The sequence below is a fragment of the Burkholderia sp. S171 genome (genome assembly GCF_009766085.1).
GTDB lineage: Bacteria > Pseudomonadota > Gammaproteobacteria > Burkholderiales > Burkholderiaceae > Caballeronia.
Map to the genome: position 1 here is coordinate 99,371 of NZ_LMUF01000041.1, position 23,422 is coordinate 122,792.

Genomic DNA, 23,422 nt, shown 5'->3' on the forward strand with positions numbered 1-23,422 from the left:
GACTTCAAGCTGGCGAGCCTGGCAGCGGGAACTTCCTCTTCGAATCGCTAAGGAAGCTGCCGCGAAAACGAGATCGCCGGCGGCTACCTTCTACTTAGCTCAACCGCGTCAATCGCGCTGGCATGGCGCCGCGAAGCGCGTTGCAGATCATCAACGATTCCGCATGCTCCAGGTCTTCACGCGTCAGTGTGCGCTCCTCAGCATCCAGCTCTTCGATCAACACGCCGCGCATCACGCCCGGCAACAATCCTGCGTCGAGCGGTGGCGTGCTCCAACGGCCATTGAGTCTCACGAACACGTTCGACCGGCCGCCTTCCGTCAACGCTCCGCGCTCATTGAAAAACAACATATCGAACGCGCCTTGCGCTTCGGCCACCCGCCATGCACGGTCATAGTCCTCACGCGACGTCGTCTTGTGCCTGAGCAACGGATCATCCGCCAATCGTGGTGCAAAGCCATATTCCGATGCCAGCAAAACGTCGACCGTTGACGACGCCACCGGCACGAGCGGTGCACTCGTCACGACAATCTCACCGCTTTTGCCCAACGCAATCCGAAACCGATAGCCCGTCTCCGCTTCGAAGCTCGCGCAGGTCTCTTCAATACGTTCCTGCAGCATTATTTGATCAAGCGGAAATCCGCACCACAGCGCGCTGGTTTCAAGCCGCGAAAGATGGCGATCCCAATGGCGAATCCCTTCTTCCCTAGTGGCGAACGTGGTCTCGAAGAGCTGGAAACCTGGATCCGATCCAGTCAGGAATTGAGCCTTCAATTCGCACTCCTCGTATTCATCGGCGGCAACGCTATCCAGCACAATGCCCGCGCCCACGCCCATCCTGCCTCGGCCGTGCTGTATTTCCAGCGTCCGGATCGGCACCGACAAACAGAAGTTTTGGTGGGTATCCAGCCAGCCAATTGCGCCCGTATAAATGCCGCGCGGCGTGCTTTCGAGCGCATCGATCAGTTGCATCGTCTTATGCTTCGGCGCGCCCGTGATCGACCCACACGGCATAAGCGCCCGTAATATGTCGGCGAAGGTGGCCCCCGGAAGCAACCGCGCCTCCACCGTCGATGTCATCTGCCAAACCGAGTTGTACGCCTCGACCGAAAACAAGCGCGGCACCTGCACGCTTCCCGTGACCGCGACACGCGACATATCGTTGCGCAGCAAGTCCACGATCATTACGTTTTCGGCGCGATTCTTCGGATCGAGGCGCAGCCATTCCGGGTCCGCGCTGCGGGGCGCCGTGCCCTTCATCGGCCGCGCCTGCAGCACGTCGCCCTGGCGCTGAATGAACAACTCGGGCGAGCACGAGAGGACATCGCGGCCATCGGGCAACGCAATCAGCGCGCCGTATTGCACCGGCTGCCGCTCCCGCAGCCGTCGATACAACCCAACGGCCGAGCCAAAGACATCGAAGGCGAGACGGAACGTGTAGTTGATCTGATAGGAATCGCCGGCCCGCAACGCGTCCTGAACCGCCGCGATGGCCTGCTCGAACGCGTCGCCTGTGACGCTCTCTTCAACGTTCGCGACACCCGCCACCGATGGCCGGTCGGCCAGGCCGTTATCGCGCGCGACAAGCCATTGATTCGCCTCTTCACGCGATAACAACGTGCACTCGCGGAACAACAAAAAGCGCAGCGCGGCATCGCCGGGCTGCGCTAACTGGAGGTTGCGGCCGAATTCATAATCTGCGAGCACGACGGCGTGCAATCCGTCGCGCAGGTCTGCTTCAACACTCGCGCACACTTCGTCGAGTTGCGCGGCGTCATGACATGACCGTTCGTGCACGAAGCTGGCGTAAAGGCGACTCGACCGCCTTTCGGCGGTCGAGTCGCAATCGTCGAGCAGCGCAAAAACCTCGCTGCGTTGCTGCATGATCAATGCCTTAGTCGAGAGAATCTTAGTCGAAGAAACTCTTCACCCGATCGAACCAGCTCTTGCTTTGCGGACTATGACGCGCGCCACCTTCCGTCAAAGAACGCTCGAACTGCTTAAGCAGATCGCGTTGCGGGTCGGTGAGCTTGACCGGCGTTTCGACCTGCACATGCACATAAAGGTCCCCGGCAATGCTTGAGCGCAAACCTTTGATACCCTTGCTACGCAGCCGGAACGTCTTGCTCGACTGCGTACCTTCCGGCACGGTAAAACTCGCGCGGCCGGCAAGCGTGGGCACTTCGATTTCACCGCCAAGCGCCGCCGTGGTGAACGGAATTGGCATCTGGCAATGCAGGTCGTCGCCGTCGCGCTCGAACACCGAATGCTGCTTGATGTGAATCTCGACGTACAAGTCACCGCTCGGACCGCCGTTGATGCCCGGCTCACCGTTACCCGACGAGCGAATCCGCATGCCGTCGTCAATACCCGCCGGAATCTTCACTTCCAGCGTCTTCGTTTCCTTCACCTTGCCCGCGCCATGACAATGACCGCAAGGCTCAGGAATGTGAGTACCGGTGCCATGACACTTCGGGCAAGTCTGCTGGATGCTGAAAAAACCCTGCGACATGCGCACGGTGCCTTGTCCCTGACACGTCGGACAGGTTTCAGGCTTGGTGCCGGGCTTCGCACCCGAGCCCTTGCAAATCTCGCAATTCACCCAGCTCGGCACGCGAATTTGCGTGTCGTAGCCGTGCGCCGCCTGCTCCAGCGAAATTTCCATGCTGTAGCGCAAATCCGCGCCGCGATAAACCTGCGGGCCCGCGCGCCCACGGCTGGCTCCCGCGCCACCGCCGGCCGCCTGGCCGAAGATGTCGCCGAAAATATCGCCGAAGGCATCGGCGAATCCACCGAAACCTTGCTGACCTGGACCCGCCATGTTCGGATCAACGCCGGCGTGCCCGTATTGATCGTAGGCTGCGCGCTTTTGCGGATCCGAGAGCATTTCGTAGGCCTCTTTGACCTCCTTGAAACGCGCTTCCGAATCCTTGTTATCCGGATTGCGGTCGGGGTGATGCTTCATCGCAAGCTTGCGATAAGCCTTCTTGATTTCGTCGTCGCTCGCATTCTTCGCGACGCCCATAACCTCGTAGTAATCCCGTTTCGCCATATCGGTTCAGCGCCCCCGCGCCTGATCAGAGATCAGGGCCGGCAGCTCCCTCTTGGATGCCTGGAGTCTCGCGACTCATGTGGTTCGTCAACGCCTGGCCGCCATGCGTGATTCGCGCGATCAATAAGTGACCCGTACGCAAATTAACCCGCACAAAGCGCAGCGCCCTCTAAAAAACAACGTGCCCGGGAAGCCATTCGGCTCGCCAGGCGCGTTCTTCGTCCGTGCGCTCAACCGCACGCAAGACTTTTTTCGTCGCGGTCCCGCGCAACACCAAAGCTACGCGGGACCGGATCCTTCATCGACGAATCGCTGATGCGGTTCAATCGACTTAGTCCTTCTTCACTTCCTTGAAGTCAGCATCGACAACATCGTCGTGCTGCTCCGGCGCCGCTTGCGCACCGGGGCCGCCTGCTGCGCCCGCTGCACCACCCGCTGCCGCGCCCGCCGCACCTTGTGCTGCGGCCATATCGGCGTACATCTTTTCGCCAAGTTTCTGCGACGCCGTTGCCAGCGTTTCGATCTTCGCGTCAATCGCAGCCTTGTCAGCCGTGCTGCCCTTCAGCGCTTCCTCAAGATCCTTCAACGCCGCTTCGATCTGCTCTTTCTCAGCCGCTTCGATCTTGTCGCCGTATTCAGCCACGGCCTTCTTCGTGCTGTGCACCAGCGCATCGCCCTGATTGCGCGAGTCGGCCAGTTCACGCAGACGGTGATCTTCTTCAGCGTTCGCTTCGGCGTCCTTTACCATCTTGTCGATCTCAGCGTCCGACAGACCCGAGTTCGCCTTGATGACGATGCGGTTTTCCTTGCCCGTTGCCTTGTCCTTCGCGCCAACGTGCAAAATCCCGTTCGCGTCGATGTCAAAGCTCACTTCGATCTGCGGCGTGCCGCGTGATGCCGGCGGAATGCCTTCAAGGTTGAACTCGCCCAGCAGCTTGTTGCCCGCTGCCATTTCGCGCTCGCCCTGGAACACCTTGATCGTCACGGCGCTCTGGTTGTCATCAGCCGTCGAATACACCTGTGCGTGCTTGGTCGGGATGGTCGTGTTCTTGTTGATCATCTTGGTCATCACGCCGCCAAGGGTTTCAATACCCAGCGACAACGGCGTCACGTCCAGCAACAGCACGTCTTTCCGGTCACCCGACAGAACCTGGCCTTGAATCGCAGCGCCAACCGCCACGGCTTCGTCCGGATTCACGTCGCGACGCGGGTCCTTGCCGAAGAATTCCTTAACCTTTTCCTGCACCTTCGGCATACGCGTCATACCGCCGACCAGGATGATGTCGTCGATTTCGCCGACCTTCACGCCTGCATCTTTAATAGCGATACGGCACGGTTCCATGGTGCGCTCGATCAAATCTTCGACCAGCGACTCAAGCTTCGCACGCGTAATTTTCAGGTTCAAGTGCTTCGGACCCGACGCGTCCGCCGTGATGTACGGCAGGTTGATTTCGGTCTGGGCGGCCGACGACAACTCGATCTTCGCCTTTTCAGCGGCTTCTTTCAGGCGTTGCAGCGCGAGCACGTCCTTCGACAGATCGACGCCTTGATCCTTCTTGAACTCACCAATGATGTATTCAATGATGCGCTGGTCAAAATCTTCACCGCCGAGGAACGTGTCGCCGTTCGTGGAGAGCACTTCGAACTGCTTCTCGCCGTCAACGTCCGCGATCTCGATGATCGATACGTCGAACGTACCGCCGCCCAAGTCGTACACCGCAATCTTGCGGTCACCCTTTTCGTTCTTGTCCAGACCAAACGCGAGCGCGGCTGCGGTCGGTTCGTTGATGATGCGCTTCACGTCCAGACCAGCGATACGGCCTGCGTCTTTCGTCGCCTGACGCTGGCTGTCATTGAAGTAGGCCGGAACCGTAATGACGGCTTCCGTCACTTCTTCGCCGAGATAGTCTTCAGCGGTCTTCTTCATCTTGCGCAGCACTTCAGCCGAGATTTGCGGCGGTGCCAGTTTTTGATCGCGAGCTTCAACCCAGGCGTCGCCGTTATCGGCGCGCACGATCTTGTAGGGCATCAGGGCGATGTCCTTTTGCACTTCCTTTTCGTCGAAACGGCGGCCGATCAGCCGTTTGACTGCGTACAGCGTGTTTCTCGGGTTCGTGACCGACTGACGCTTCGCCGGCGCACCAACGAGAATTTCGTTGTCGTCCACATAGGCGATGATCGACGGCGTGGTGCGCGTGCCTTCCGCGTTCTCAATCACCTTGACCGTGTTGCCTTCCATGATCGCGACGCACGAGTTCGTCGTGCCCAGATCGATACCAATGATTCTGCCCATTTTTATCACTCTCCTGACTTTGATTGCAGCAGGTCCGTTTTTGCGTTTTCGACGTGGTTGACACTCGAATCCGCTAGCCGGATGCCCAAAATTTAACCCTGTACGCCAAATAAGAGCGTTCGCATCGTTTTCAAGACCAAAAACTGACGCTTTCCCGCTTTTTTTCAGCCGATCTGAAACTTTTTCTGGCTGACCGGCTCACACTTTCGCATCGAGCGCCCGGATTTTCTCGCGGGCGGCCGCGACAGCAGCCTCGAATTGGCCAAGCCCATGCCAGCCGGTTGCTCGTCCAAGGCGCTTGCCGCGGTAGAAGAAAAACCACGTTGGCACGCCATGCAGCATGAAACGGCGGCCGAGATCACGATGCTCGTAGACGTTACTGTGAAACCATTTCAGCCCGAGCGCCCGGATCTCGTCCGGCTTGGCGAGCATCGCCTTCTTCGCGATTTCGCAATTGAAGCACTCGAAACCCCAGAAAAACACGACGGCCAGTTCGTCCGCCGCCGACTGAAGACCGGCGTCGAACGTCTCGGCGCTCAATTCCTGCATGTCGAAAGTGGCAAACGCGGTGGCGTCGACAGGGATATTGGCCACAGCAGCCGCGCCTTTGGCCGAAACGCTTATTTCGGCGCAGCGACGGTGACCAGTGCCGGACGCAAAACGCGGTCCGCGATCACATAGCCCTTTTGCAACACCGAAACCACCGTGTTCGCGTCCTGCTCGGCCGGCACCATCGAAATAGCCTGATGGCGATGCGGATCAAATTTCTCGCCAACCGGATTCACCTCGACCACACGGCCCTTTTCGAGCGCGGCGGTCAGCTGGCGCAGCGTCAGCTCAACGCCTTCGCGAACTTTTGCCAGGTCGGTAGAGGAATGCGTCAGCGCGGCTTCCAGGCTGTCGAGCACCGGCAGCAGGTTCTCCGCGAAATTTTCGATCGCGAATTTATGCGCCTTCTGCACATCTTCCTGCGCCCGGCGCCGCACATTTTCGGTCTCGGCCTTCGCGCGCAAGAACTCTTCTTGCAACGATGCTGCCTTCGCTTGCGCTTCGGCGAGCAATGCCTCGGTTTCGTTTGTGTCGACAGTGTCCGGGAAGGAAGCTCCGTCTGGCGTGCCGGGTTGCTGGATAGTTTGAGCCGCCGCGGAATTGTCGGCGGGCGCGGGGTTCTGGCTCGCTGAATTATCTTGCGTGTTTTCCATGTCGCTTGAGATTTTGCTATGGGTGAAAACGGATGAAATCGAACGCAACGTTGCGGTTTCGGCCCATCGAAAAGCTGCCGATGATAACCGCCAACTCAACGTTGCAAAAACACAACTGTATGAACTGCGGACAGTGCGAGTAAAGCGAGGGACATCCTGCGTTCGTCCTAAGAAACCCATCTGAGGCTCAGATGAGCGTTTTCAAGGGGTTGCACGTGCTTTCCGGGGCTAATTCTAGGCTGCAGAAATGACCGGTTACAACCATTTTGGGCCTGTCATCAGATTCAGATTGAGCCGGTTGACTTGGTCGCCTACACTTCGAACATGTCTTCGAAAGCTCTAGTTAACCCTAATCTTACGAATGCCCGAATCCAAGTCTTTTAATCGCTAAAGCTTGCTTCAAGTCAGCTCTAGCGCCCGATTTTAGAGCTGTTGAGTTGTTACAGGGGGTGCCCATGAAACTGACCTTTGCTATTGCGATAGTCGCATTGGTACTCGTTGGCGGCACCACGACCATTTGCATGTCCGGCGCGGTCAACGACCACACCACGGAATACGGTGGCGTCTCGGCCACCATGGAACACTTTTTCAGTCCGAGCCTGAAAGTTTGTCGATAATGCGGCGGTCGCGCTTGGTCGGGCGGCCCTGCAATGCGGCTGCCGGCTCACGATACGTCTTCCTCCGCTCGTTCTCCGCCACGCGTTTTTCCCGTCCAGTGTCCGTTTCAGCGTAAAGCGTCTGTGCAATGGGCGCAGGACCGCGTACTTCGCAAATTCCCAGTACGTTCACCTGCCAAAGCACGTGTTCAATCTCGATTTCCACGAGATCGCCAACACGCACATCTTTGGACGGCTTCACGTTCGCGCCGCCAATTCGCACACGGCCCTTCTCGACAGCGTCGCCAGCCAGTGAGCGCGTTTTGAAAAAGCGCGCTGCCCACAGCCATTTATCGATACGAAGGCGCGCGCCGGCGTCGGTTGAGATCTGGTAGTTCATTAGCTCGGTCTATGCAGCTGCGCTCAGCGTTTGCGGCGCTTGCACCGGCCAGCCCTGCAGGTGCTGCGCGACAATTTCGCCCAGCGCCTTGATCCAGGCCGGCGATGCGTTCAGGCAGGGAATCCGGTGAAACTCCTTGCCGCCAGCGTGCAGGAATTCATCGCGCACTTCAATGCCGATTTCCTCAATGGTTTCCAGGCAATCCGACGTAAAACCAGGGCAAAACACGTCCACCCGCTTCACGCCCGCCGCGCCAAGTTCGGCGAGCGAGGGCGCGGTATAAGGCTGCAGCCATTCCGCCTTGCCAAAACGCGACTGGAATGTCACCCGGCATTCGACCGGCGACAACCCGAGCGCCGCCATGAGCAACGAGCCCGTCTGTTGACACTGATCATGATACGGATCGCCAAGATCCATGGTGCGCTTTGGCACGCCGTGGAAGCTCAGCACCAGCCGGTCGCCCGCCGCGAAGTCCGGCTGGCCGTGATGCCGCCAATAGTCGCGAACCTGCTCGACCAGTGCGCCAATATAGGCCGGATGATCGGCGTACTGCCGGATAGTGCGCAGCTCCGGCTGATTGCGTACGCGCCGGAGGGCGTTGAACGCGTCGTCGAACGCGGTGGCCGTGGTCGACGACGAATATTGCGGATACATGGGCACGAGCAGCACGCGCTCGGCGCCTTCCAGCTTGAGCTGATTCATCATGGCCGGAATGCCGGGCGTCCCGTAGCGCATGGCGTAGTCAACGATCACGTGATAGTCGTTCACCACGAATAAACGCCGCAACCCTTCCACCTGCTTTTCCGTATTGACCCGCAGCGGCGAGCCTTCGGGTAGCCATACCTGGGCATATTTCTTCGCGGACGCCTTGCCGCGGAACGGCAGGATGGCCAGGCGCAGGATCACTTGCCACGCGAGCGCAGGAATTTCCACCACGCGCGGGTCCGACAAAAACTGCGCGAGGTACTTGCGCACGGCCTTGGGCGTGGGCGCGTCCGGCGTGCCGAGATTGATCAGCAGCACCGCAACGCGATGCGAAGCGGAAGGCTGCGAAGGCAACTCGAGGTCGTAGCGCATAAAGGAAAGAGGCTGCGAAGCCCATGTAAGTAGTGAAACCCATTATAGCGGCGGGTTTCGGAACGCAACATCGGCCGAACGGCCGAGTGGTGCATGGGGCTGCGGCAAGGCAAGATGGGTTGTCCGCCGGAGGGATCCGCAGCATTTTGCGGGCCGGAGCGCACCGGCAGACGGCTTATTGAACGCTTATTGCACTATTGTTGGCTACTGAGCGAGAGGGAGAGCAAGCGCGCGGTGATATCCACAATGGGAATCACGCGGTTGTACGCCATCCGCGTGGGTCCGATCACGCCCAGCGTGCCCACGATCTTTCCGTTCACTTCATAGGGCGCGGTTACCACGCTCATTTCCTCGATCGGCACGAGATTCGACTCGCCGCCGATAAATATCTGCACGCCTTGCGCGTGGCTCGAGACATCGAGTAATTGAAGGAGACTTGTCTTTTGGTCGAACACGTCAAAGAGCTTGCGCAGCCGCGCCATGTCGGAGGAAAGATCCGCCACTTCCAGCAAGTTGCGCTCGCCGGAAATCAGCAGGGTGTCGCCTTGATCCGTTTCGTCAACGCTCGCGGCCACCGCTGCCTGCATCAACGAGGTCATGTCGCCGCGCAACGCATCGATTTCCTCGCGCAGTCGGCGGCGTACTTCGTTGAAGGACAAACCGGCGAAGTTGGCGTTGATATAGTTCGACGCCTCGGTGAGCTGCGACGGCGAATAGTCGCGCTGGGTCGCCATGATGCGGTTCTGCACGTCGCCTTCCGGCGTCACGATGATCAGCAGGATGCGTTTATCAGACAGGCGCATGAACTCGATCTGCTTGAACATGTGGCTGCGGCGCGGCGTGAGAATGACGCCAGCGAACTGCGACAGGCTCGACAGCACGCTCGCCGCGGCGGCCACGATCTTCGCCGGCTCGCCGCCCTGCAGCTTGATCTTGACGGCGGAGGTCATGGCTTCGTCGTCGGTGGTTTCGACGGTGAGCATGGTGTCCACGAAGAGCCGGTAGCCACGCGGCGTGGGAATCCGCCCCGCGGACGTATGCGGGCTCACCACCAGCCCGAGGTCTTCCAGGTCCGACATGACGTTGCGGATAGTGGCTGGGCTGAGCTCGAGTCCAGAGTAACGCGACAGCGTGCGGGAACCGACCGGCTGACCTTCGGCGATATAGCGCTCGATCAGCGTCTTGAGGAGGGTCTGGGCACGTGGGTCTAGCATCGGGAAATTTTAGCTCAACGTGTAAGGAAACAGCGAGCGAAGCCAATATAGCGACGACGATTGACGTTATTTTGTCATTCACCCGTCATTAATTCATGATCCGCACCATTCTAACGACAATTCCCCGTCACGCCCGGGCTTAGCGTATACACACAACGCGTAGGCGCCGCGGACGTGGCGCGCGGTTCTTTTCGACACTCACCTATGGTGTAATGCCGGCATGGAAATTGGTACCCAATTCAAGACTGTCGCGCTCGTGGGGCGCAACAATACACCCGGCATCAGGGAGCCGCTGACGGCGCTCGCCGCGTGCATTTTGAAACGCGGCTTTGACGTCGTGTTCGAAGCGGAAACGGCGCATGACGTCGGCGTGACCGACTATCCCGCATTAACCGCGCCGGAAATTGGCGCGCGCGCGGACGTGGCGGTCGTGCTCGGCGGCGACGGCACCATGCTTGGTATTGGCCGACAGCTTGCGCCGTATCGCACACCGCTGATCGGCGTTAATCACGGGCGGCTCGGTTTCATCACGGACATCACGCTGGCCGAAATGCAGGAGCTGGTGCCGCAAATGCTCGCTGGCAGCTTCGAGCGCGAAGAGCGGACCTTGCTGGAAGCACGCATTGTCCGGGACGGCCGGCCGATCTATCACGCGCTGGCGTTCAATGACGTCGTGGTGAATCGGAGCGGCTTCTCGGGCATGGCGGAACTGCGCGTGTCGGTGGACGGGCGTTTCATGTACAACCAGCGCTCGGACGGCCTGATTGTTGCCACGCCCACGGGGTCTACCGCGTACGCGCTCTCCTCGTCCGGACCGATCCTGCATCCGCAATTGCAGGGTTTTGTACTCGTACCCATCGCGCCGCATTCGCTGTCGAATCGTCCCATTGTTCTGCCCGACGACTCGCAGGTGGATATCCAGATTATTGGCGGGCGCGACGTGAACGTGAATTTCGACATGCAGTCATTTACCGCGGTCGAACTGAACGACACCATTGAAGTGCGGCGTTCGCGCCATACCGTGCCGGTATTGCATCCGGTCGGCTATAGCCATTACGCCACGCTGCGCAAGAAGCTGCACTGGAACGAATATCCCTCGCACGAAGACGCCACGAAACTATAAGACGCCCATGCTCCGTCATCTCTCGATTCGCGACTTCGTGATTGTCGCCGCGCTAGACCTCGAGTTCGAGCGCGGCTTCACCGTATTCTCAGGCGAAACGGGCGCCGGCAAATCGATTCTCATCGATGCCCTCGCGCTCACGCTCGGGGCGCGCGCCGACGCCAGCATCGTGCGAACCGGCGAAGCGCGGGCCGATATCACCGCCGAGTTTTCGACCCACGCGCAAGTCTCGCGCTGGCTGGACGAGCACGCGCTGGCTGTCGGTGACGCCGACACGGTCATGCTGCGCCGGGTTGTTGATTCCAGCGGACGTTCGCGGGCGTTTATCAACGGCACGCCGGCTACGCTTGTGCAATTGCGTGAACTGAGCGAAATGCTGGTCGATATCCACGGCCAGCACGCGCATCAATTGCTGATGCGCCCGGACGCCCAGCGCGAACTCTTCGATACCCACGCGGGTCTTCTCGACTCGGCACAGAAAGTAGCGCGGGCGCATCGGGTCTGGCGCGACGCAACGCACGCGGTGGAACTCGCGCAGAACCGCGATCGCGAGTTGCAACTGGAACGCGAGCGTCTGGCATGGCAGTTGAACGAACTCGACAAACTTGCGCCGCAACCGGGCGAGTGGGAAGACGTGAGCGCCGAGCATCATCGGTTGTCGCATTCGGCGAGTTTGATCGACGGTGTGCAGGGCGCGCTGAACGCGTTGTCCGAGTCCGACGAAGCCATGATCACGCAGCTTTCCGCGATCGTTTCGAAGCTGCGCAGTCTTGTCGATATCGACCCTGCGCTGGCTGACGTGCTGGCTTCGCTCGAACCTGCCGAAATTCAATTGCAGGAAGCGTCGTATTCGCTCTCGCACTACGCGCAGCGGCTCGAGCTTGACCCGAACCGCTTGGCGCAAGTCGAGCATCGGATGGAACAACTGCATTCGGCCGCACGCAAGTTCCGCATGCAGCCCGAGGCGCTGCCCGAGGAGCACGCCGAACGGCGCAGACAGCTGGCAGCGCTCGATGCCGCCGCTGATCTCGATGCACTGCGCGCGGCGGTTGCCAAGGCCAAAGAGGTTTATCTGGCCGATGCGACGGTGTTGTCGAAGGCGCGCACGAAAGCCGCGAAGTCGCTTGGCAAGGCAGTCACCAAGGGCATGCAGGAATTATCGATGGCAGGCGGAAGCTTTGAAGTCGCGCTCGTACCGCTCGCGGAGGGCGGTGCAAACGGGCTTGAGCAGATCGAATTCCGGGTGGCCGGGCATGCGGGCGTGACGTTGCGGCCGTTGGCGAAGGTCGCGTCCGGCGGCGAACTCGCGCGGATCAGTCTGGCGTTGGCGGTGATTGCAAGCACGGCGAGCCCGACCCCCACGTTGATCTTTGATGAAGTGGATACGGGGATTGGCGGTGGGGTCGCGGAAGTTGTAGGACGTTTGCTGCATCAACTCGGCCGCGACCGGCAGGTGTTGTGCGTCACGCATTTGCCGCAAGTCGCGGCACGTGGTGATCACCACTTCCAGGTGGCGAAGGCCGGAGACTCAGCGGGGGGAACGGTCAGCACCGTTACGCCGCTGGATAAATCAAAGCGCGTTGAGGAAGTCGCGCGCATGCTGGGCGGCCTCGAAATCACGGCCACCACGCGCAAGCATGCGAAGGAAATGCTGGCGGCGTGAGCGGTGAATAAATGCGGAGCGCGGCTATTTGCTGGCATGTCCGTCGCGACGCACACGCCAGCGACGCTGTGGGCGCACCTTCATGTCATTCAAGCGTCGTCTTGCAGGTCCTGGCATCGCCGCCTGTCGGAGCGCCACGTTAAGCGGGTCGCACGCAAAAACGTCCAGCTCATTGCCCCGAAGTTCGTCATTTTTGACATGTATTGACGATGGTCGTGCTGCGGTTCGGCATCGCGCTCAATTCACACCGCAGCTGCGGCCGCCATCCCCTCTTCTTCGGACGCATGATAGACTAAGCCAACCTAGCTAAGCTAATGAGAATGCCATGCCCACCATCACTGTCAACATGCACGAGGCCAAAACGAACCTGTCGCGGCTGGTCGAGAAAGCGGTGCAGGGCGAATCCGTTGTAATCGCCAAAGCCGGCAAGCCGATGGTGAGGATCGTTGCCATAGACGCTCAGCTTCCGGCCAAGAAGAAGCGGATCGGATTCCTCGCAGGTCAGGTCACCGTGCCTGGTGCGCAGGCATTCAACGATCTGGGCCATGACGAAATCGCCGCCATGTTTGGCGGCGACGAATGAAGCTGTTGCTCGACACGCATTTACTGTTGTGGGCGTCCGTTGCAAGCGCGGACGTTCGCTCGAATGGCTCGTTATCCAACGAAGCGCGCGCGCTAATCGAAGATGAGGAAAACGAACTGCTGTTCAGCGCGGCAAGCGTCTGGGAAGTGGCAATCAAGAACGGACTCGGCAGACCCGACTTCAAAGTGGACGCGCACTTGTTCCGCCGGGCGCTGCTGGACAACGGCTATATCGAGCTGGCCATCAGCAGCGCGCACACTGCTGCCGTCGGCAACCTGCCCGACCATCACAAAGACCCTTTCGATCGGCTGCTGATCGCGCAAGCGACAGTCGAGGGCATCACCTTGCTGACAAATGACGAAACGGTCGCTGAGTACAAAGCGAGCCCGATTCGCTTGGTGAAGTAGCTTGGTGAAGTAGCGAGCGGGCGCTGCAATCAAAAATCCCGGCCGAAGCCGAGACCACGTTGCAATGTTCAGCCCTGCAAGAGCGGTCAAACAAAGCCGCTATTTCCCAAACACCCGCTTCCACAGCCCCGTTACCGCCTCCCTCTCCGCAACAACAACCTCGGGCTCAACCCGGGCTTTCTCCATCCCGTCGAGCCTGAGCGTGTGCTGCAATTTCCGATAACGCCGATACGCAGCCGCCACCGTTTCGGCCTCCTCCGCACTCATCAGCCCGAACCCCGCGGCCAGCCGCAGCAGCGAAATATTGCCCATATTCCGCACAAATTCAGCGTCTTCGCGCGCATGCAGCAGCACGCAATACTGCACGATGAACTCGATATCCACCATCCCGCCGCGGTCGTGTTTCAGGTCGAATAATTTGCTGCGGTTCGGATGCCCGGCATCGACCCGCTCACGCATGACCACAATCTCCTGCGCCAACGCAACGGCATCTCGCGGCATCGTGAGAACCTGGGCGCGAATCTCCTCGAAGCGCTCGCCAATCTCGGCATCGCCGGCGCAATAACGCGCCCGCGACAACGCCTGATGCTCCCAGACCCACGCTGTATTCGCGGCATCGCCCTCACGAATCTGATAACGCCGGAGCGATTCCAGGCTCGTCACCAGCAAACCCGATTCGCCATTCGGACGCAGCCGCAAATCGACATCGAATAACGTGCCCGCGCCCGTTGCTGTGGTGAGCCACGTGATCAGCCGGCGTGCGAACGTTGCGTAGATATCGGCAGCAGACTCGTCGGGGTCGTCGTGCAGGAAGATCAGGTCAAGGTCCGACGCATAGCCCAGCTCCTTCCCGCCCAGCTTCCCATAAGCAATCACGGAAAAGCGCGGCACCTCGCGGTGACGCTTGGGAAACTGCGACCAGACCGTTTCGATAGTGACATCGAGCACAGCATCAGCCAGCGCCGACAACAGGTCGCTCACATGCTCAACGGTCAGCTTGCCGGCCAGGTCGATCAGCAAAATGCGAAACACTTCAGCCTGATGGGCGTGCCGCAGCAAGTTCATCTGCTGCTCGGCGCCATCGGCGGCGGCAATCTGGGCGCGCAAGGATTCGCGGAATTGCGCCCAGTCGAAGGGGCTCGCGATCACTTCATCGTCGAGCAATTCATCGAGAAGCTGCGGATGGCGGATCAAATACCCGGCCGCCCAACGCGACGCGCCGAGTACCGACAACACCCGCTCAAGCGCCGCCGGATATTCGGTGAGCAACGCGAGATAAGCCCCACGCCGGCTGACCGCTTCGAGCAGGTCGAACAGCCGGGCAATGGTGTCGCCGCGCCGCTCGGGCGGCTCGACGGCCTTCGCAGCCTCGAGCGCACGTTGCGCGACGATGTCGAACCGTTCCCGGCTGCGCTCAGGCAACCCTTCGTATCGCGTCGATTTCCACACATTGCGCAGACGCGTGAGCACAGCGGTGGCATCGGTGAAACCGAGTTCGGTCATGCGCTCGACCAGTTGTTCCTCGGCGCTGTCGTCGGCGAGCGCGCTGCTCCAGACCCAAGACGCCGCCGAATCTTCCGCGACGGCACAGCCTCCGTCGCCCTTCACTTTATCGGCGAAGATCTGGTCGAACTGATGCTCCACACGTGCCCGATGCGCTTCCAGCGCGTCGGTCAGCGCCGGGTAATCGGCGCAACCCATTGCATCGGCGAGCACCGTGCGGTCGTCCGGCGCGACCGGCATGGCGTGCGTCTGCGCATCGTTTCGATACTGCAAGCGGTGCTCAAGCTTGCGCAGGAACAAGTAAGCCTCAGTGAGTTCGCTACATACAGTCGCCGATATCAACCCGTGCGCCGCCGCGCGATTCAGCACGGACAAAGTCGGACGAATCCGCAAATCCGCAATCTGCCCACCACGGATCAGTTGAAACACCTGCGCGCTGAACTCGATCTCCCGAATGCCGCCGCGGCCAAGCTTGATGTCGTCAGCTTTGTCGGGACGCATTGACGCGCGCCGTTGCGCTTCCTGCCTGATCTGCACATGCAGCGCACGAATCGCGCTGATCACGCCGTAGTCGAGATAGCGCCGGTAGATAAACGGCTTGGCGAGCGCATCGAGCAGCTTGGCCAGCCGTTGCGCCGCTTCGCTCTCACCCTCGGAAACCAGCCGCCCCTTGATCCACGCGTACCGCTCCCACTCGCGGCCCTGCACATAGAAATATTCTTCGAGCATGCCGAGCCCGCAAGCGATCGGACCGGCATCGCCATTCGGCCGCAACCGCATGTCGACTCTAAAGACATAACCGTCTTCCGTCACCTCGGCCAAAGCGCCTATGAGCTTGCGGCCGAGCCGCGTAAAATATTCCTGGGTCGATAACGCCGCGCGTTCGCCGCCTGCCGTCTCACCGTCTTCTTCATAGACGAAGATCAGATCAATATCCGACGACACGTTCAACTCACGTCCACCGAGCTTCCCCATTCCCACCACACCCAGCGTCAAGCGCTGTCCGTCAGGCCCGCGTGGCTCGCCGAACGTGACTTCCAGATCCGCCGATAACACGGCGAGCGCGCGCTGGATGGTCAGCTCGGCAAGATCGGTCATGGCGCCCGTGACTTCGGCAACGTGCGCGAGGCCCGCGAGATCGCGTTCCATCACCGTGCAGAAGACCTCGATGCGCAACCGCCTGAGCGCAGTCTTGAGCGCGGCTTCATCAAGCCGGCCATGGGTCGAATGCGCTGAACACGCGTCGCACAAGGCGTTCAGCCGCGCTTCTATCCAGGCGCGGCGAATCGGCGCTTGTGACCATTCGGCCACCAGCGCCGGCAATTCGGGGCGCGCGGCATACACGCGCGCGGCATAGTGGGAAGCGCTGGCACTCAGCAAAACGGCGTCGGTCATGAAAGTTCGGGCTCAGTCATTGCTCACAAACAAGTCCGGCAGTGCGCCGGGGCTTTTGCGCAAATTGGCGCGAGGTGTGCAGAACGCCATCCGGCGCGGCTTAGCGGCCGCATCGTAGCGTGTTCCCGCAGTTTTTTGCACTGCGCGCTGTGTTACATTTCAACGTCAAATCTCGAAAACCTACCATATCGCCGACCCGCCGCAGCATGTCCGACCGAAAGGAACTCACCGACCCACCTGAAGCTGTACCCGTGAAGCTAGGTGGTCGCGCCGAGCTCGCTTTGTCGCGGGTGCTCAAAGTCCTTCTGGTGCTGGTCGCCGTGGTCTATTTCGCGGTCGCCGGGATCTATCTCACGCTGCGTTACGCCGTGCTTCCCCAGATCGATGCGTTCAGGCCGCGCGTTGAGCAAATGGTCTCGTCGAAGATCCATGCGCAGTTACGCATTGGGCGCATCACGGCGAAGTGGTCCGGCTTCGAGCCTTCATTCGATATCGACAATCTCCGGATCGAAGCGGCCGACGGCACGCCCGGTCTCGCCGTGCCGCATGCCAGCGCGACAGTCGCGTGGCGCTCACTGATAGGTCCCATTCCGCTGCTCTCGAATCTCACCGTCGATGGCCCAGACGTAGTGATCTCGCGCGCCGCCGACGGAACCTTCAGCGTGGCCGGCGTGCCGATCCAGGCAAAACACACGGGCAACGACGCGTTCATGACCTGGCTGTTGAGGCAGCAAGCCATCGTGCTGCGCGACGGCACGCTGCGCTGGCACGATGGCGAGCGCGACGCGCCGGAACTCGCGCTCAAAAGTATCAAGCTCGCTATTCTCAACGACGGCACGCATCATCGGCTGGCGTTGCAGGCGCCTCCCGACGGCGACCTGCTGCACGGGCCGCTCGACTTTCGCGCGGACTTCACGACTCCCCGCTTCAGCGTGCCCGGCCGGCCGGCGAACTGGACGGGTCAGTCGTATCTGTCGACGGGTCCTGTCGATCTGCCCATGCTCTCGCAATACGTGAAGATGCCGTTCGCCACCTACAGCGGCCGTTTCGACAACCGTATCTGGATCGACTTCGCGAGCGGCAAGCTGCAAACAGCGGGCGGTGACCTGACCGGTTCGGACATCGCGTTGCGCGTGCGTCCAACGCAACCGCGCCTCGACGTGCCGATCGCGAACTTCCGCTGGGATCTTGCGCAACAGGACGACGAATACACGCTGCAGCTCGCGAACCTGCACGCGGAACTCGGCCAGCCGCCGCTCGCCGACGGCACGCCGGTGTCTCGCCTGCTGGCGTTGCATACGCTGACCGGCCATTACCGCGCGGCGAGCTTGCAGCGCGGGCAGATGTTCGGCGTATCGGGCGATGTTGTCGATCTCGGCATCCTCGGCGAATTCGCGCGCGCGCTGCCGTTACCGTCGAAGGCACAAAACGATCTGATCCGCTTTAACCCGCGTGGCCAGATAGCCAATTACACGCTGCAAACCGAGCGGCCCAGACCGGCGACCCATGCTCAAATGCTGGCACAACGGCAAACCGGCGCCGAGCCGCCGATGCGCTACACGGTCAAGGGCGACTTGCGCGGCGTAAGCGTGCAGGCCCAGGAACCGCCGCCGGGACTGACGATCAACAACCACCCGCGGGCCGGGATTCCGGGCGTCGAGAACCTGTGGGGCAGTATTGACGCGGACCAGGATCACGGCAGCGTGGTCATCGATACGAAAAATACTGCGATCACGCTGCCCGGCGTCTTCGATAACCCGCGTCTCGTGCTCGATCAGATCGACGGCCACGTGACCTGGACGCTCACCGATGCGCCCGGCAAGGCGCACAAGGCGATCACCGCGCACGTGGAGTCGCTGCACGTCAAGAACGCCGACGCCGAAGCGAGTGCGACGGCCGATTACAAGAACGAGGGCGAAGGCCGGGGTTCACTCGATCTCAAGGCAAAGGCCGCACGTCTGGATGTGACGAGCCTCGTGCACTATCTGCCAACCAGCATCAGCGAAAAATTGCGTCTGTATCTGGGCCACGCGTTGCAAGCCGGCATCTCGCGCAACGCCACCATCGAGATTCACGGCGACCTGACGAAATTCCCCTATTCCCGTTTCCCCGATGCCGGCCAATTCCGCATCGTCGCGCCCTTCTTCGGCGGCAAGTTCGAGCCAACGCCCTATCCGCCCAAGACCATGGCAAACGGCACGCCGAATGTGTGGCCGGCGTTTGACGGTATCGACGGAACGTTTAATCTCGCCGAAAACAAGCTGGGCTTCGATATTTCGCGCGGCCATTATCTCGGCGTGAGCGTGGTCAAAACCACGGGACGGATTGAAGACCTGGGCAATCGCGAATCGAAGCTGCTGATCGACGCCGACGCGCACGGCCCGATCACCGACATGCTGCGTTACGTGGAAGACAGCTCGCTCGGCGCGCTCTCACACCACGTATCGACGAAGATCCATGCAACCGGTAACGCCGCGCTCGCGCTGCAGCTGGAAATTCCGCGCGTCGCGCCGCCGCCGGGCGTAAGGCCGCACGTGGGTTACAAAGGCGCGCTCACGTTCAACGGCAACGACCTTGCGTACGGCGCGTTGCCGCCGCTATCGAATCTCAAGGGGCGGGCGCGGTTCGGTGAAAAGACTGCATCGCTCGATGGCCTGACGGCGAAATTTCTCGGCGGCGATGTACGCGGCACCGGGGGCGTGAAACCCGACGGCAGCTATGCCTTCGATGTAAGCGGCCGCATAGGTGGCGACGCGGCCCAGAGCCTGAACGCGCACGATCAGGCGCAAGCAGCGCAGATTCTCAAGCACATCAGCGGCACGGCACCGTACGACCTGCGCGTGCGCGGCGTGAAAAACGCGTTGCCGCAAGTCGAGGCCAACTCCGATTTGACCGGCCTCGGGCTGGACTTCCCGGCGCCCTTCAACAAGAGCGCGGGCACGGCCATGCCCTTTGCGTTCACGTTCGCGCCGGTTGCGGGATCCGTGCAGGAACACGACGCGAAACTCACGCTCGGGCCAGTGAATGCGCATTACTTGCTCAAGCAGACCGGCAAGGAAGCGCCGATCGTGGAACGGGGTGCTATCGGCGTGAACAAACCGGCCGATCTGCCGACGGAGGGCGTGACGGCCGCGGTGGATATCGATGAACTCGATGCCGATGCGTGGCGCAAACTGATCACCGAATTGGGCCCCCTGCCGCAACCGGATCCGAAGATGCAATCGCAGGTCGCGAAGCAGTTCATCCCCAAGCGCTTCGCACTGCATTTCGCCACGGTGAAACTGCTCAATCGGCGCTGGGAGGATGTGGCGATCGGCGCAAATCTCGGCGATGACCGCAAGTGGCAGGCGAACATTGCGTCCGATCAGGTCACCGGTAATGCCGAATGGATGCCGGGTGCGACGAAGGGCAGTCCGGGCGCGTTGCAGGCGCGGTTCACGAAGGTCGTGATTCCGGGCAAACAGGAAACTGACCTGGTCGGACAGATGATCCGCAAACCGCCGGCCAACATGCCGTCCATCGATTTGATCGTGAACGAACTCGTGGTGCGCGGGCGCACGCTCGGACGCCTTGAGGTCGATGCCCACAATGATGTGGAAGACAAGGTGCCAGTCTGGTATCTGGACAAGCTGGACCTGAGCAACCCGGACGCCAAGCTATCTGCCACGGCCAACTGGCGCACGATCAGCGGTCCCGTGGGTTTTCCGGCCGACGCCGACGACAACGCCCCCCGCCGCACCGCGGTAGATTTCAAGCTGGACATCATGGATGCCGGTGCGCTGGTTGAACGGCTGGGCTTGCCGCGTACGGTGAAGAACGGCAAAGGCACCGTGACCGGCCAGTTTGGCTGGGACGGCAGTCCGGCCGCGGTCGATCTGCCCACGCTCAACGGCAAGCTAGATGTCGACCTGCATCACGGTCAGATTCTCAAGGTCAATCCGGGCGCGGCGAAGCTGCTCGGCGTGCTCAGCCTGCAAAGTCTCGCGCACTTCCTCACGCTGAATTTCCAGGACGTCGTTGGCAAGGGGCTGCCGTTCGAAAAGATCACGGGCTCGGGCACGGTTCAGAATGGCATCGGCCGCACCAATGATTTCACGATGATCACGGCGCCTGCACGCGTCGAGCTGAAAGGGCTGGTCGATCTGCCGAAGGAAACCCAGGACCTGCACGCCAAAGTTATTCCGACCATCAGCGCGGGCGCTGTGGCGCTGGGCGCAGCCGTGATCAATCCGTTGCTCGGGCTCGGGACGCTAGTGGCCGATCTCGTGCTTTCGAAGTCGATTGGAAAGGCATTCACGATTAACTATTCCATTACCGGTTCTTGGTCGAAACCCATCATCCAGCGGGTGAAAGGCGATCAGGGTAAGATCGAATCTCCTGCTGAAGCCGTGCCCAACTGAGCTTTTTTTGGGCTTCCGGCAAAGGCCCACTGGCTTGCGGCAGGCGATTTCGACTATCATCGCGCCCCTTTTTTAGCAGGCTGACATGAGCGAAAAATCAAGCGAAGGCACTCCCGGGATGTTCCGCGTCGCCGCGCTGCAAATGGTGAGCGTGCCGGATCGTGAACGCAATATTGCGGAAGCCGGGCGGCTGATTGCCGAAGCTGCGCGCGATGGCGCGCAACTCGTGCTGCTGCCGGAATATTTCTGCTACATGGGTTTCAAGGACACGGACAAGCTCGCGATCCGCGAGACGCCCGGCCACGGTCCGATCCAGCAGTTTTTGTCCGACGCGGCGCGTGAACATAAGGTATGGGTGATCGGCGGGACCTTGCCGCTGGAATCGCCTGAAGCGGCGCGCGTGCTCAATACCACCCTGGTCTTCGATCCAACCGGCAAGCAGGTTGCCCGCTACGACAAGATTCATCTCTTCAACTTCGAGAAAGGCACGGAATCCTTCGACGAAGCCCGCACGATCCGTCCGGGAAGCGAAGTGCGTACGTTCGATGCACCATTCGGACGCGTGGGATTGTCGGTGTGTTACGACCTGCGCTTTCCCGAGCTCTACAGAAAAATGGGCGATTGCGCGTTGATGGTCGTGCCGTCCGCGTTCACGTACACCACCGGCGAGGCACACTGGGAAACGCTGCTGAAGGCACGTGCAGTCGAGAACCAATGCTACGTGCTGGCCGCCGCGCAAGGCGGCAAACACGAAAACGGCCGACGGACCTGGGGCCACAGCATGCTGATCGACCCATGGGGCGAGGTCGTGGCCGTGGTGGAAGAAGGCGCGGGCGTGGCAGCCGGAGCAATTGATGCCGCGCGTATTGCGTCCGTCCGACAAAGCCTTCCGGCCCTGCGGCATCGCGTGTTGGGCTAGCTTGTTTTTTCGGAGCCCCCCTCCATCTGGTTAGGGTGTGGCATAAATACTCCAACGTTAGAATGCGTTTAATCCCCACAGACTTCGCCACAGGCAACGAATGAACATCATCGAACCCGGCATCCGAAATCTCGCCACCGCGAAAGAGATCCTGCTGACGCCCTACGGCCTCGACGAATCCACGATTACGCGCACGCTGGCCGAGATCTTCACGCACCGCGTGGACTACGCGGATCTCTATTTCCAGTCCACGCGCAGCGAAGCGTGGAGCCTGGAAGAAGGCATCGTCAAATCAGGCAGCTTCAGCATCGATCAAGGTGTGGGCGTGCGCGCCGTGTCGGGTGACCGGACGGCGTTTGCGTATTCGGACGACTTGTCGGCGGAATCCATCCGTCAGGCAGCGGTCGCCACGCGCGCGATTGCAAAAGCTGGCGGCGGCAAGCACAAGATCAAGTCGGCGAGTTCGCTGACCGGCGTGTTCGGCCGCGACCTCTATCTGCCGTCCGATCCGCTCACGTCGCTCGACGCCACCGCGAAGGTGAAGTTGCTCGAACGTGTCGAGAAAATGGCGCGTGGCCGCGATCCGCGCATCGTCCAGGTCATGGCCGGTCTCGCGGGTGAATACGACGTCGTGCTGGTCGCGCGCAGCGACGGCGCGATGGCCGCCGACATCCGGCCGCTCGTGCGAGTGTCCGTTACGGTGATCGCCGAAAAGGACGGACGTCGCGAAATGGGCAGCGGCGGCGGCGGTGGGCGTTATGACTACGCCTATTTCACCGACGAAATCCTCTCCCACTACGTCGATCAAGCCGTGCACGCGGCGCTCGTGAATCTCGACGCGCGTCCCGCGCCTGCCGGTGCGATGACCGTCGTGCTCGGACCGGGCTGGCCCGGCGTGTTGTTGCACGAAGCAATCGGCCACGGGCTGGAAGGCGACTTCAATCGCAAGGGCTCGTCGGCGTTTGCCGGGCGCATGGGCGAACGGGTGGCGGCAAAGGGCGTGACGGTCGTCGATGACGGCACGCTGCCGAACCGGCGCGGTTCGCTGAATATCGACGATGAAGGCAATCCCACGCAATGCACGACCTTGATCGAGGACGGCATTCTCAAGGGTTACATCCAGGATTCGCTGAATGCGCGCCTGATGAAGATGCCGGTAACGGGCAACGCGCGGCGCGAATCGTATGCCGCCTTGCCCATGCCACGCATGACCAACACGTACATGCTCAACGGCGACAAAGACCCGGGTGAAATCCTGGCATCGGTGAAAAATGGCTTGTATGCGGTGAATTTCGGCGGCGGTCAGGTCGACATCACCAACGGCAAGTTTGTGTTCTCCGCGTCCGAGGCGTACATGATCGAGAATGGCAAGATCACGTATCCGGTGAAGGGTGCAACGCTGATCGGCAGCGGCCCGGAATCGCTCAAGTACGTGACCATGATTGGCAACGACCTTGCGCTCGACGGCGGCGTGGGCGTGTGCGGCAAGGAAGGCCAGAGCGTGCCGGTGGGCGTCGGTCAGCCGACCTTGCGGATCGAAAAGATGACGGTGGGCGGCACAGTTTGACCGTGTAGTCTGCCATTTAGCCGTGAATTT

The 23,422-nt window shown here is 60.9% G+C and carries 17 protein-coding genes; 8 read left to right on the plus strand and 9 right to left on the minus strand.

Features of this window, described 5'->3' with window-relative positions; genetic code table 11:
- Window positions 1–94: 94 nt before the first annotated feature.
- The 5 genes from pabB to grpE all read right to left on the minus strand — a co-directional run bounded on the left by pabB (window position 95) and on the right by grpE (window position 6,545).
- Window positions 95–1,882, minus strand: a complete 1,788-nt coding sequence (gene pabB / locus GSQ93_RS22180) for an aminodeoxychorismate synthase component I (RefSeq protein ID WP_158937791.1) — start codon at window positions 1,880–1,882, stop codon at window positions 95–97.
- A 25-nt stretch (window positions 1,883–1,907) separates the two neighbouring features.
- Window positions 1,908–3,050, minus strand: coding sequence for a molecular chaperone DnaJ (gene dnaJ, locus GSQ93_RS22185; RefSeq protein WP_158937792.1), 1,143 nt, complete (start codon window positions 3,048–3,050; stop codon window positions 1,908–1,910).
- A gap of 331 nt (window positions 3,051–3,381) precedes the next feature.
- Window positions 3,382–5,343, minus strand: a complete 1,962-nt coding sequence (dnaK, locus tag GSQ93_RS22190) for a molecular chaperone DnaK (RefSeq protein WP_158937793.1) — start codon at window positions 5,341–5,343, stop codon at window positions 3,382–3,384.
- A gap of 198 nt (window positions 5,344–5,541) precedes the next feature.
- On the minus strand, window positions 5,542–5,937 hold the full coding sequence (locus GSQ93_RS22195; RefSeq protein ID WP_158937794.1) for a thioredoxin family protein: 396 nt from the start codon (window positions 5,935–5,937) through the stop codon (window positions 5,542–5,544).
- 26 nt (window positions 5,938–5,963) lie between these two features.
- Window positions 5,964–6,545 (minus strand): nucleotide exchange factor GrpE, encoded by a 582-nt coding sequence (grpE, locus tag GSQ93_RS22200; RefSeq protein ID WP_158937795.1) that lies wholly within the window; start codon window positions 6,543–6,545, stop codon window positions 5,964–5,966.
- A 455-nt stretch (window positions 6,546–7,000) separates the two neighbouring features.
- On the opposite strand from grpE, the gene GSQ93_RS37635 reads away from it, so the two are divergent.
- Entirely contained in the window at window positions 7,001–7,162 is a 162-nt protein-coding gene (locus tag GSQ93_RS37635) for a hypothetical protein (protein WP_174254665.1), read from the plus strand.
- On the opposite strand, the gene GSQ93_RS22205 is transcribed toward GSQ93_RS37635, so the two are convergent.
- From GSQ93_RS22205 to hrcA, 3 genes are all read right to left on the minus strand, one after another.
- A complete protein-coding gene (locus GSQ93_RS22205; RefSeq protein WP_158937796.1) occupies window positions 7,134–7,541 on the minus strand; it encodes an RNA-binding S4 domain-containing protein in 408 nt (135 codons plus the stop codon). The genes GSQ93_RS37635 and GSQ93_RS22205 overlap by 29 nt on opposite strands.
- Window positions 7,542–7,550: 9 nt before the next feature.
- On the minus strand, window positions 7,551–8,618 hold the full coding sequence (hemH, locus tag GSQ93_RS22210; RefSeq protein ID WP_158937797.1) for a ferrochelatase: 1,068 nt from the start codon (window positions 8,616–8,618) through the stop codon (window positions 7,551–7,553).
- 194 nt (window positions 8,619–8,812) lie between these two features.
- Window positions 8,813–9,832, minus strand: a complete 1,020-nt coding sequence (gene hrcA / locus GSQ93_RS22215; protein WP_089166278.1) for a heat-inducible transcriptional repressor HrcA — start codon at window positions 9,830–9,832, stop codon at window positions 8,813–8,815.
- A gap of 220 nt (window positions 9,833–10,052) precedes the next feature.
- On the opposite strand from hrcA, the gene GSQ93_RS22220 reads away from it, so the two are divergent.
- The 4 genes from GSQ93_RS22220 (at window position 10,053) to GSQ93_RS22235 (ending at window position 13,608) form a co-directional block, all read left to right on the plus strand.
- Window positions 10,053–10,955, plus strand: coding sequence for an NAD kinase (locus GSQ93_RS22220; protein WP_089166277.1), 903 nt, complete (start codon window positions 10,053–10,055; stop codon window positions 10,953–10,955).
- A gap of 7 nt (window positions 10,956–10,962) precedes the next feature.
- Window positions 10,963–12,618: a DNA repair protein RecN gene (gene recN / locus GSQ93_RS22225; protein ID WP_158937798.1), complete on the plus strand. Its 1,656-nt coding sequence runs from the start codon at window positions 10,963–10,965 to the stop codon at window positions 12,616–12,618.
- Window positions 12,619–12,943: 325 nt separating this feature from the next.
- The gene (locus GSQ93_RS22230) at window positions 12,944–13,201 is read left to right on the plus strand and encodes a type II toxin-antitoxin system Phd/YefM family antitoxin (RefSeq protein ID WP_158937799.1); all 258 of its coding nucleotides are present in this window, start codon (window positions 12,944–12,946) and stop codon (window positions 13,199–13,201) included.
- The gene (locus GSQ93_RS22235) at window positions 13,198–13,608 is read left to right on the plus strand and encodes a type II toxin-antitoxin system VapC family toxin (RefSeq protein WP_158937800.1); all 411 of its coding nucleotides are present in this window, start codon (window positions 13,198–13,200) and stop codon (window positions 13,606–13,608) included. Before GSQ93_RS22230 ends, GSQ93_RS22235 begins: the two co-directional genes overlap by 4 nt.
- Before the next feature lie 99 nt (window positions 13,609–13,707).
- On the opposite strand, the gene glnE is transcribed toward GSQ93_RS22235, so the two are convergent.
- A complete protein-coding gene (glnE, locus tag GSQ93_RS22240) occupies window positions 13,708–16,506 on the minus strand; it encodes a bifunctional [glutamate--ammonia ligase]-adenylyl-L-tyrosine phosphorylase/[glutamate--ammonia-ligase] adenylyltransferase (RefSeq protein WP_158937801.1) in 2,799 nt (932 codons plus the stop codon).
- Window positions 16,507–16,712: 206 nt separating this feature from the next.
- On the opposite strand from glnE, the gene GSQ93_RS22245 reads away from it, so the two are divergent.
- The 3 genes from GSQ93_RS22245 to tldD all read left to right on the plus strand — a co-directional run bounded on the left by GSQ93_RS22245 (window position 16,713) and on the right by tldD (window position 23,392).
- Window positions 16,713–20,906 carry a YhdP family protein gene (locus tag GSQ93_RS22245; RefSeq protein ID WP_158937802.1) on the plus strand — a complete coding sequence of 1,398 codons (4,194 nt, stop codon included), beginning with the start codon at window positions 16,713–16,715 and terminating at the stop codon, window positions 20,904–20,906.
- Window positions 20,907–20,991: 85 nt separating this feature from the next.
- The gene (locus GSQ93_RS22250) at window positions 20,992–21,825 is read left to right on the plus strand and encodes a carbon-nitrogen hydrolase family protein (protein ID WP_158937803.1); all 834 of its coding nucleotides are present in this window, start codon (window positions 20,992–20,994) and stop codon (window positions 21,823–21,825) included.
- A gap of 100 nt (window positions 21,826–21,925) precedes the next feature.
- Complete coding sequence (tldD, locus tag GSQ93_RS22255; protein WP_158937804.1) at window positions 21,926–23,392, plus strand: metalloprotease TldD; 1,467 nt, start codon at window positions 21,926–21,928, stop codon at window positions 23,390–23,392.
- Window positions 23,393–23,422: the final 30 nt, after the last annotated feature.

Coding starts and splice junctions, on each gene's coding strand:
- pabB (WP_158937791.1), bottom strand. CDS start 1,882: ATGCAGCAACGCAGCGAGGTTTTTGCGCTGCTCGACGATTGCGACTCG.
- dnaJ (WP_158937792.1), bottom strand. CDS start 3,050: ATGGCGAAACGGGATTACTACGAGGTTATGGGCGTCGCGAAGAATGCG.
- dnaK (WP_158937793.1), bottom strand. CDS start 5,343: ATGGGCAGAATCATTGGTATCGATCTGGGCACGACGAACTCGTGCGTC.
- grpE (WP_158937795.1), bottom strand. CDS start 6,545: ATGGAAAACACGCAAGATAATTCAGCGAGCCAGAACCCCGCGCCCGCC.
- GSQ93_RS37635 (WP_174254665.1), top strand. CDS start 7,001: ATGAAACTGACCTTTGCTATTGCGATAGTCGCATTGGTACTCGTTGGC.
- GSQ93_RS22205 (WP_158937796.1), bottom strand. CDS start 7,541: ATGAACTACCAGATCTCAACCGACGCCGGCGCGCGCCTTCGTATCGAT.
- hemH (WP_158937797.1), bottom strand. CDS start 8,618: ATGCGCTACGACCTCGAGTTGCCTTCGCAGCCTTCCGCTTCGCATCGC.
- hrcA (WP_089166278.1), bottom strand. CDS start 9,832: ATGCTAGACCCACGTGCCCAGACCCTCCTCAAGACGCTGATCGAGCGC.
- GSQ93_RS22220 (WP_089166277.1), top strand. CDS start 10,053: ATGGAAATTGGTACCCAATTCAAGACTGTCGCGCTCGTGGGGCGCAAC.
- recN (WP_158937798.1), top strand. CDS start 10,963: ATGCTCCGTCATCTCTCGATTCGCGACTTCGTGATTGTCGCCGCGCTA.
- GSQ93_RS22230 (WP_158937799.1), top strand. CDS start 12,944: ATGCCCACCATCACTGTCAACATGCACGAGGCCAAAACGAACCTGTCG.
- GSQ93_RS22235 (WP_158937800.1), top strand. CDS start 13,198: ATGAAGCTGTTGCTCGACACGCATTTACTGTTGTGGGCGTCCGTTGCA.
- glnE (WP_158937801.1), bottom strand. CDS start 16,506: ATGACCGACGCCGTTTTGCTGAGTGCCAGCGCTTCCCACTATGCCGCG.
- GSQ93_RS22245 (WP_158937802.1), top strand. CDS start 16,713: ATGTCCGACCGAAAGGAACTCACCGACCCACCTGAAGCTGTACCCGTG.
- GSQ93_RS22250 (WP_158937803.1), top strand. CDS start 20,992: ATGAGCGAAAAATCAAGCGAAGGCACTCCCGGGATGTTCCGCGTCGCC.
- tldD (WP_158937804.1), top strand. CDS start 21,926: ATGAACATCATCGAACCCGGCATCCGAAATCTCGCCACCGCGAAAGAG.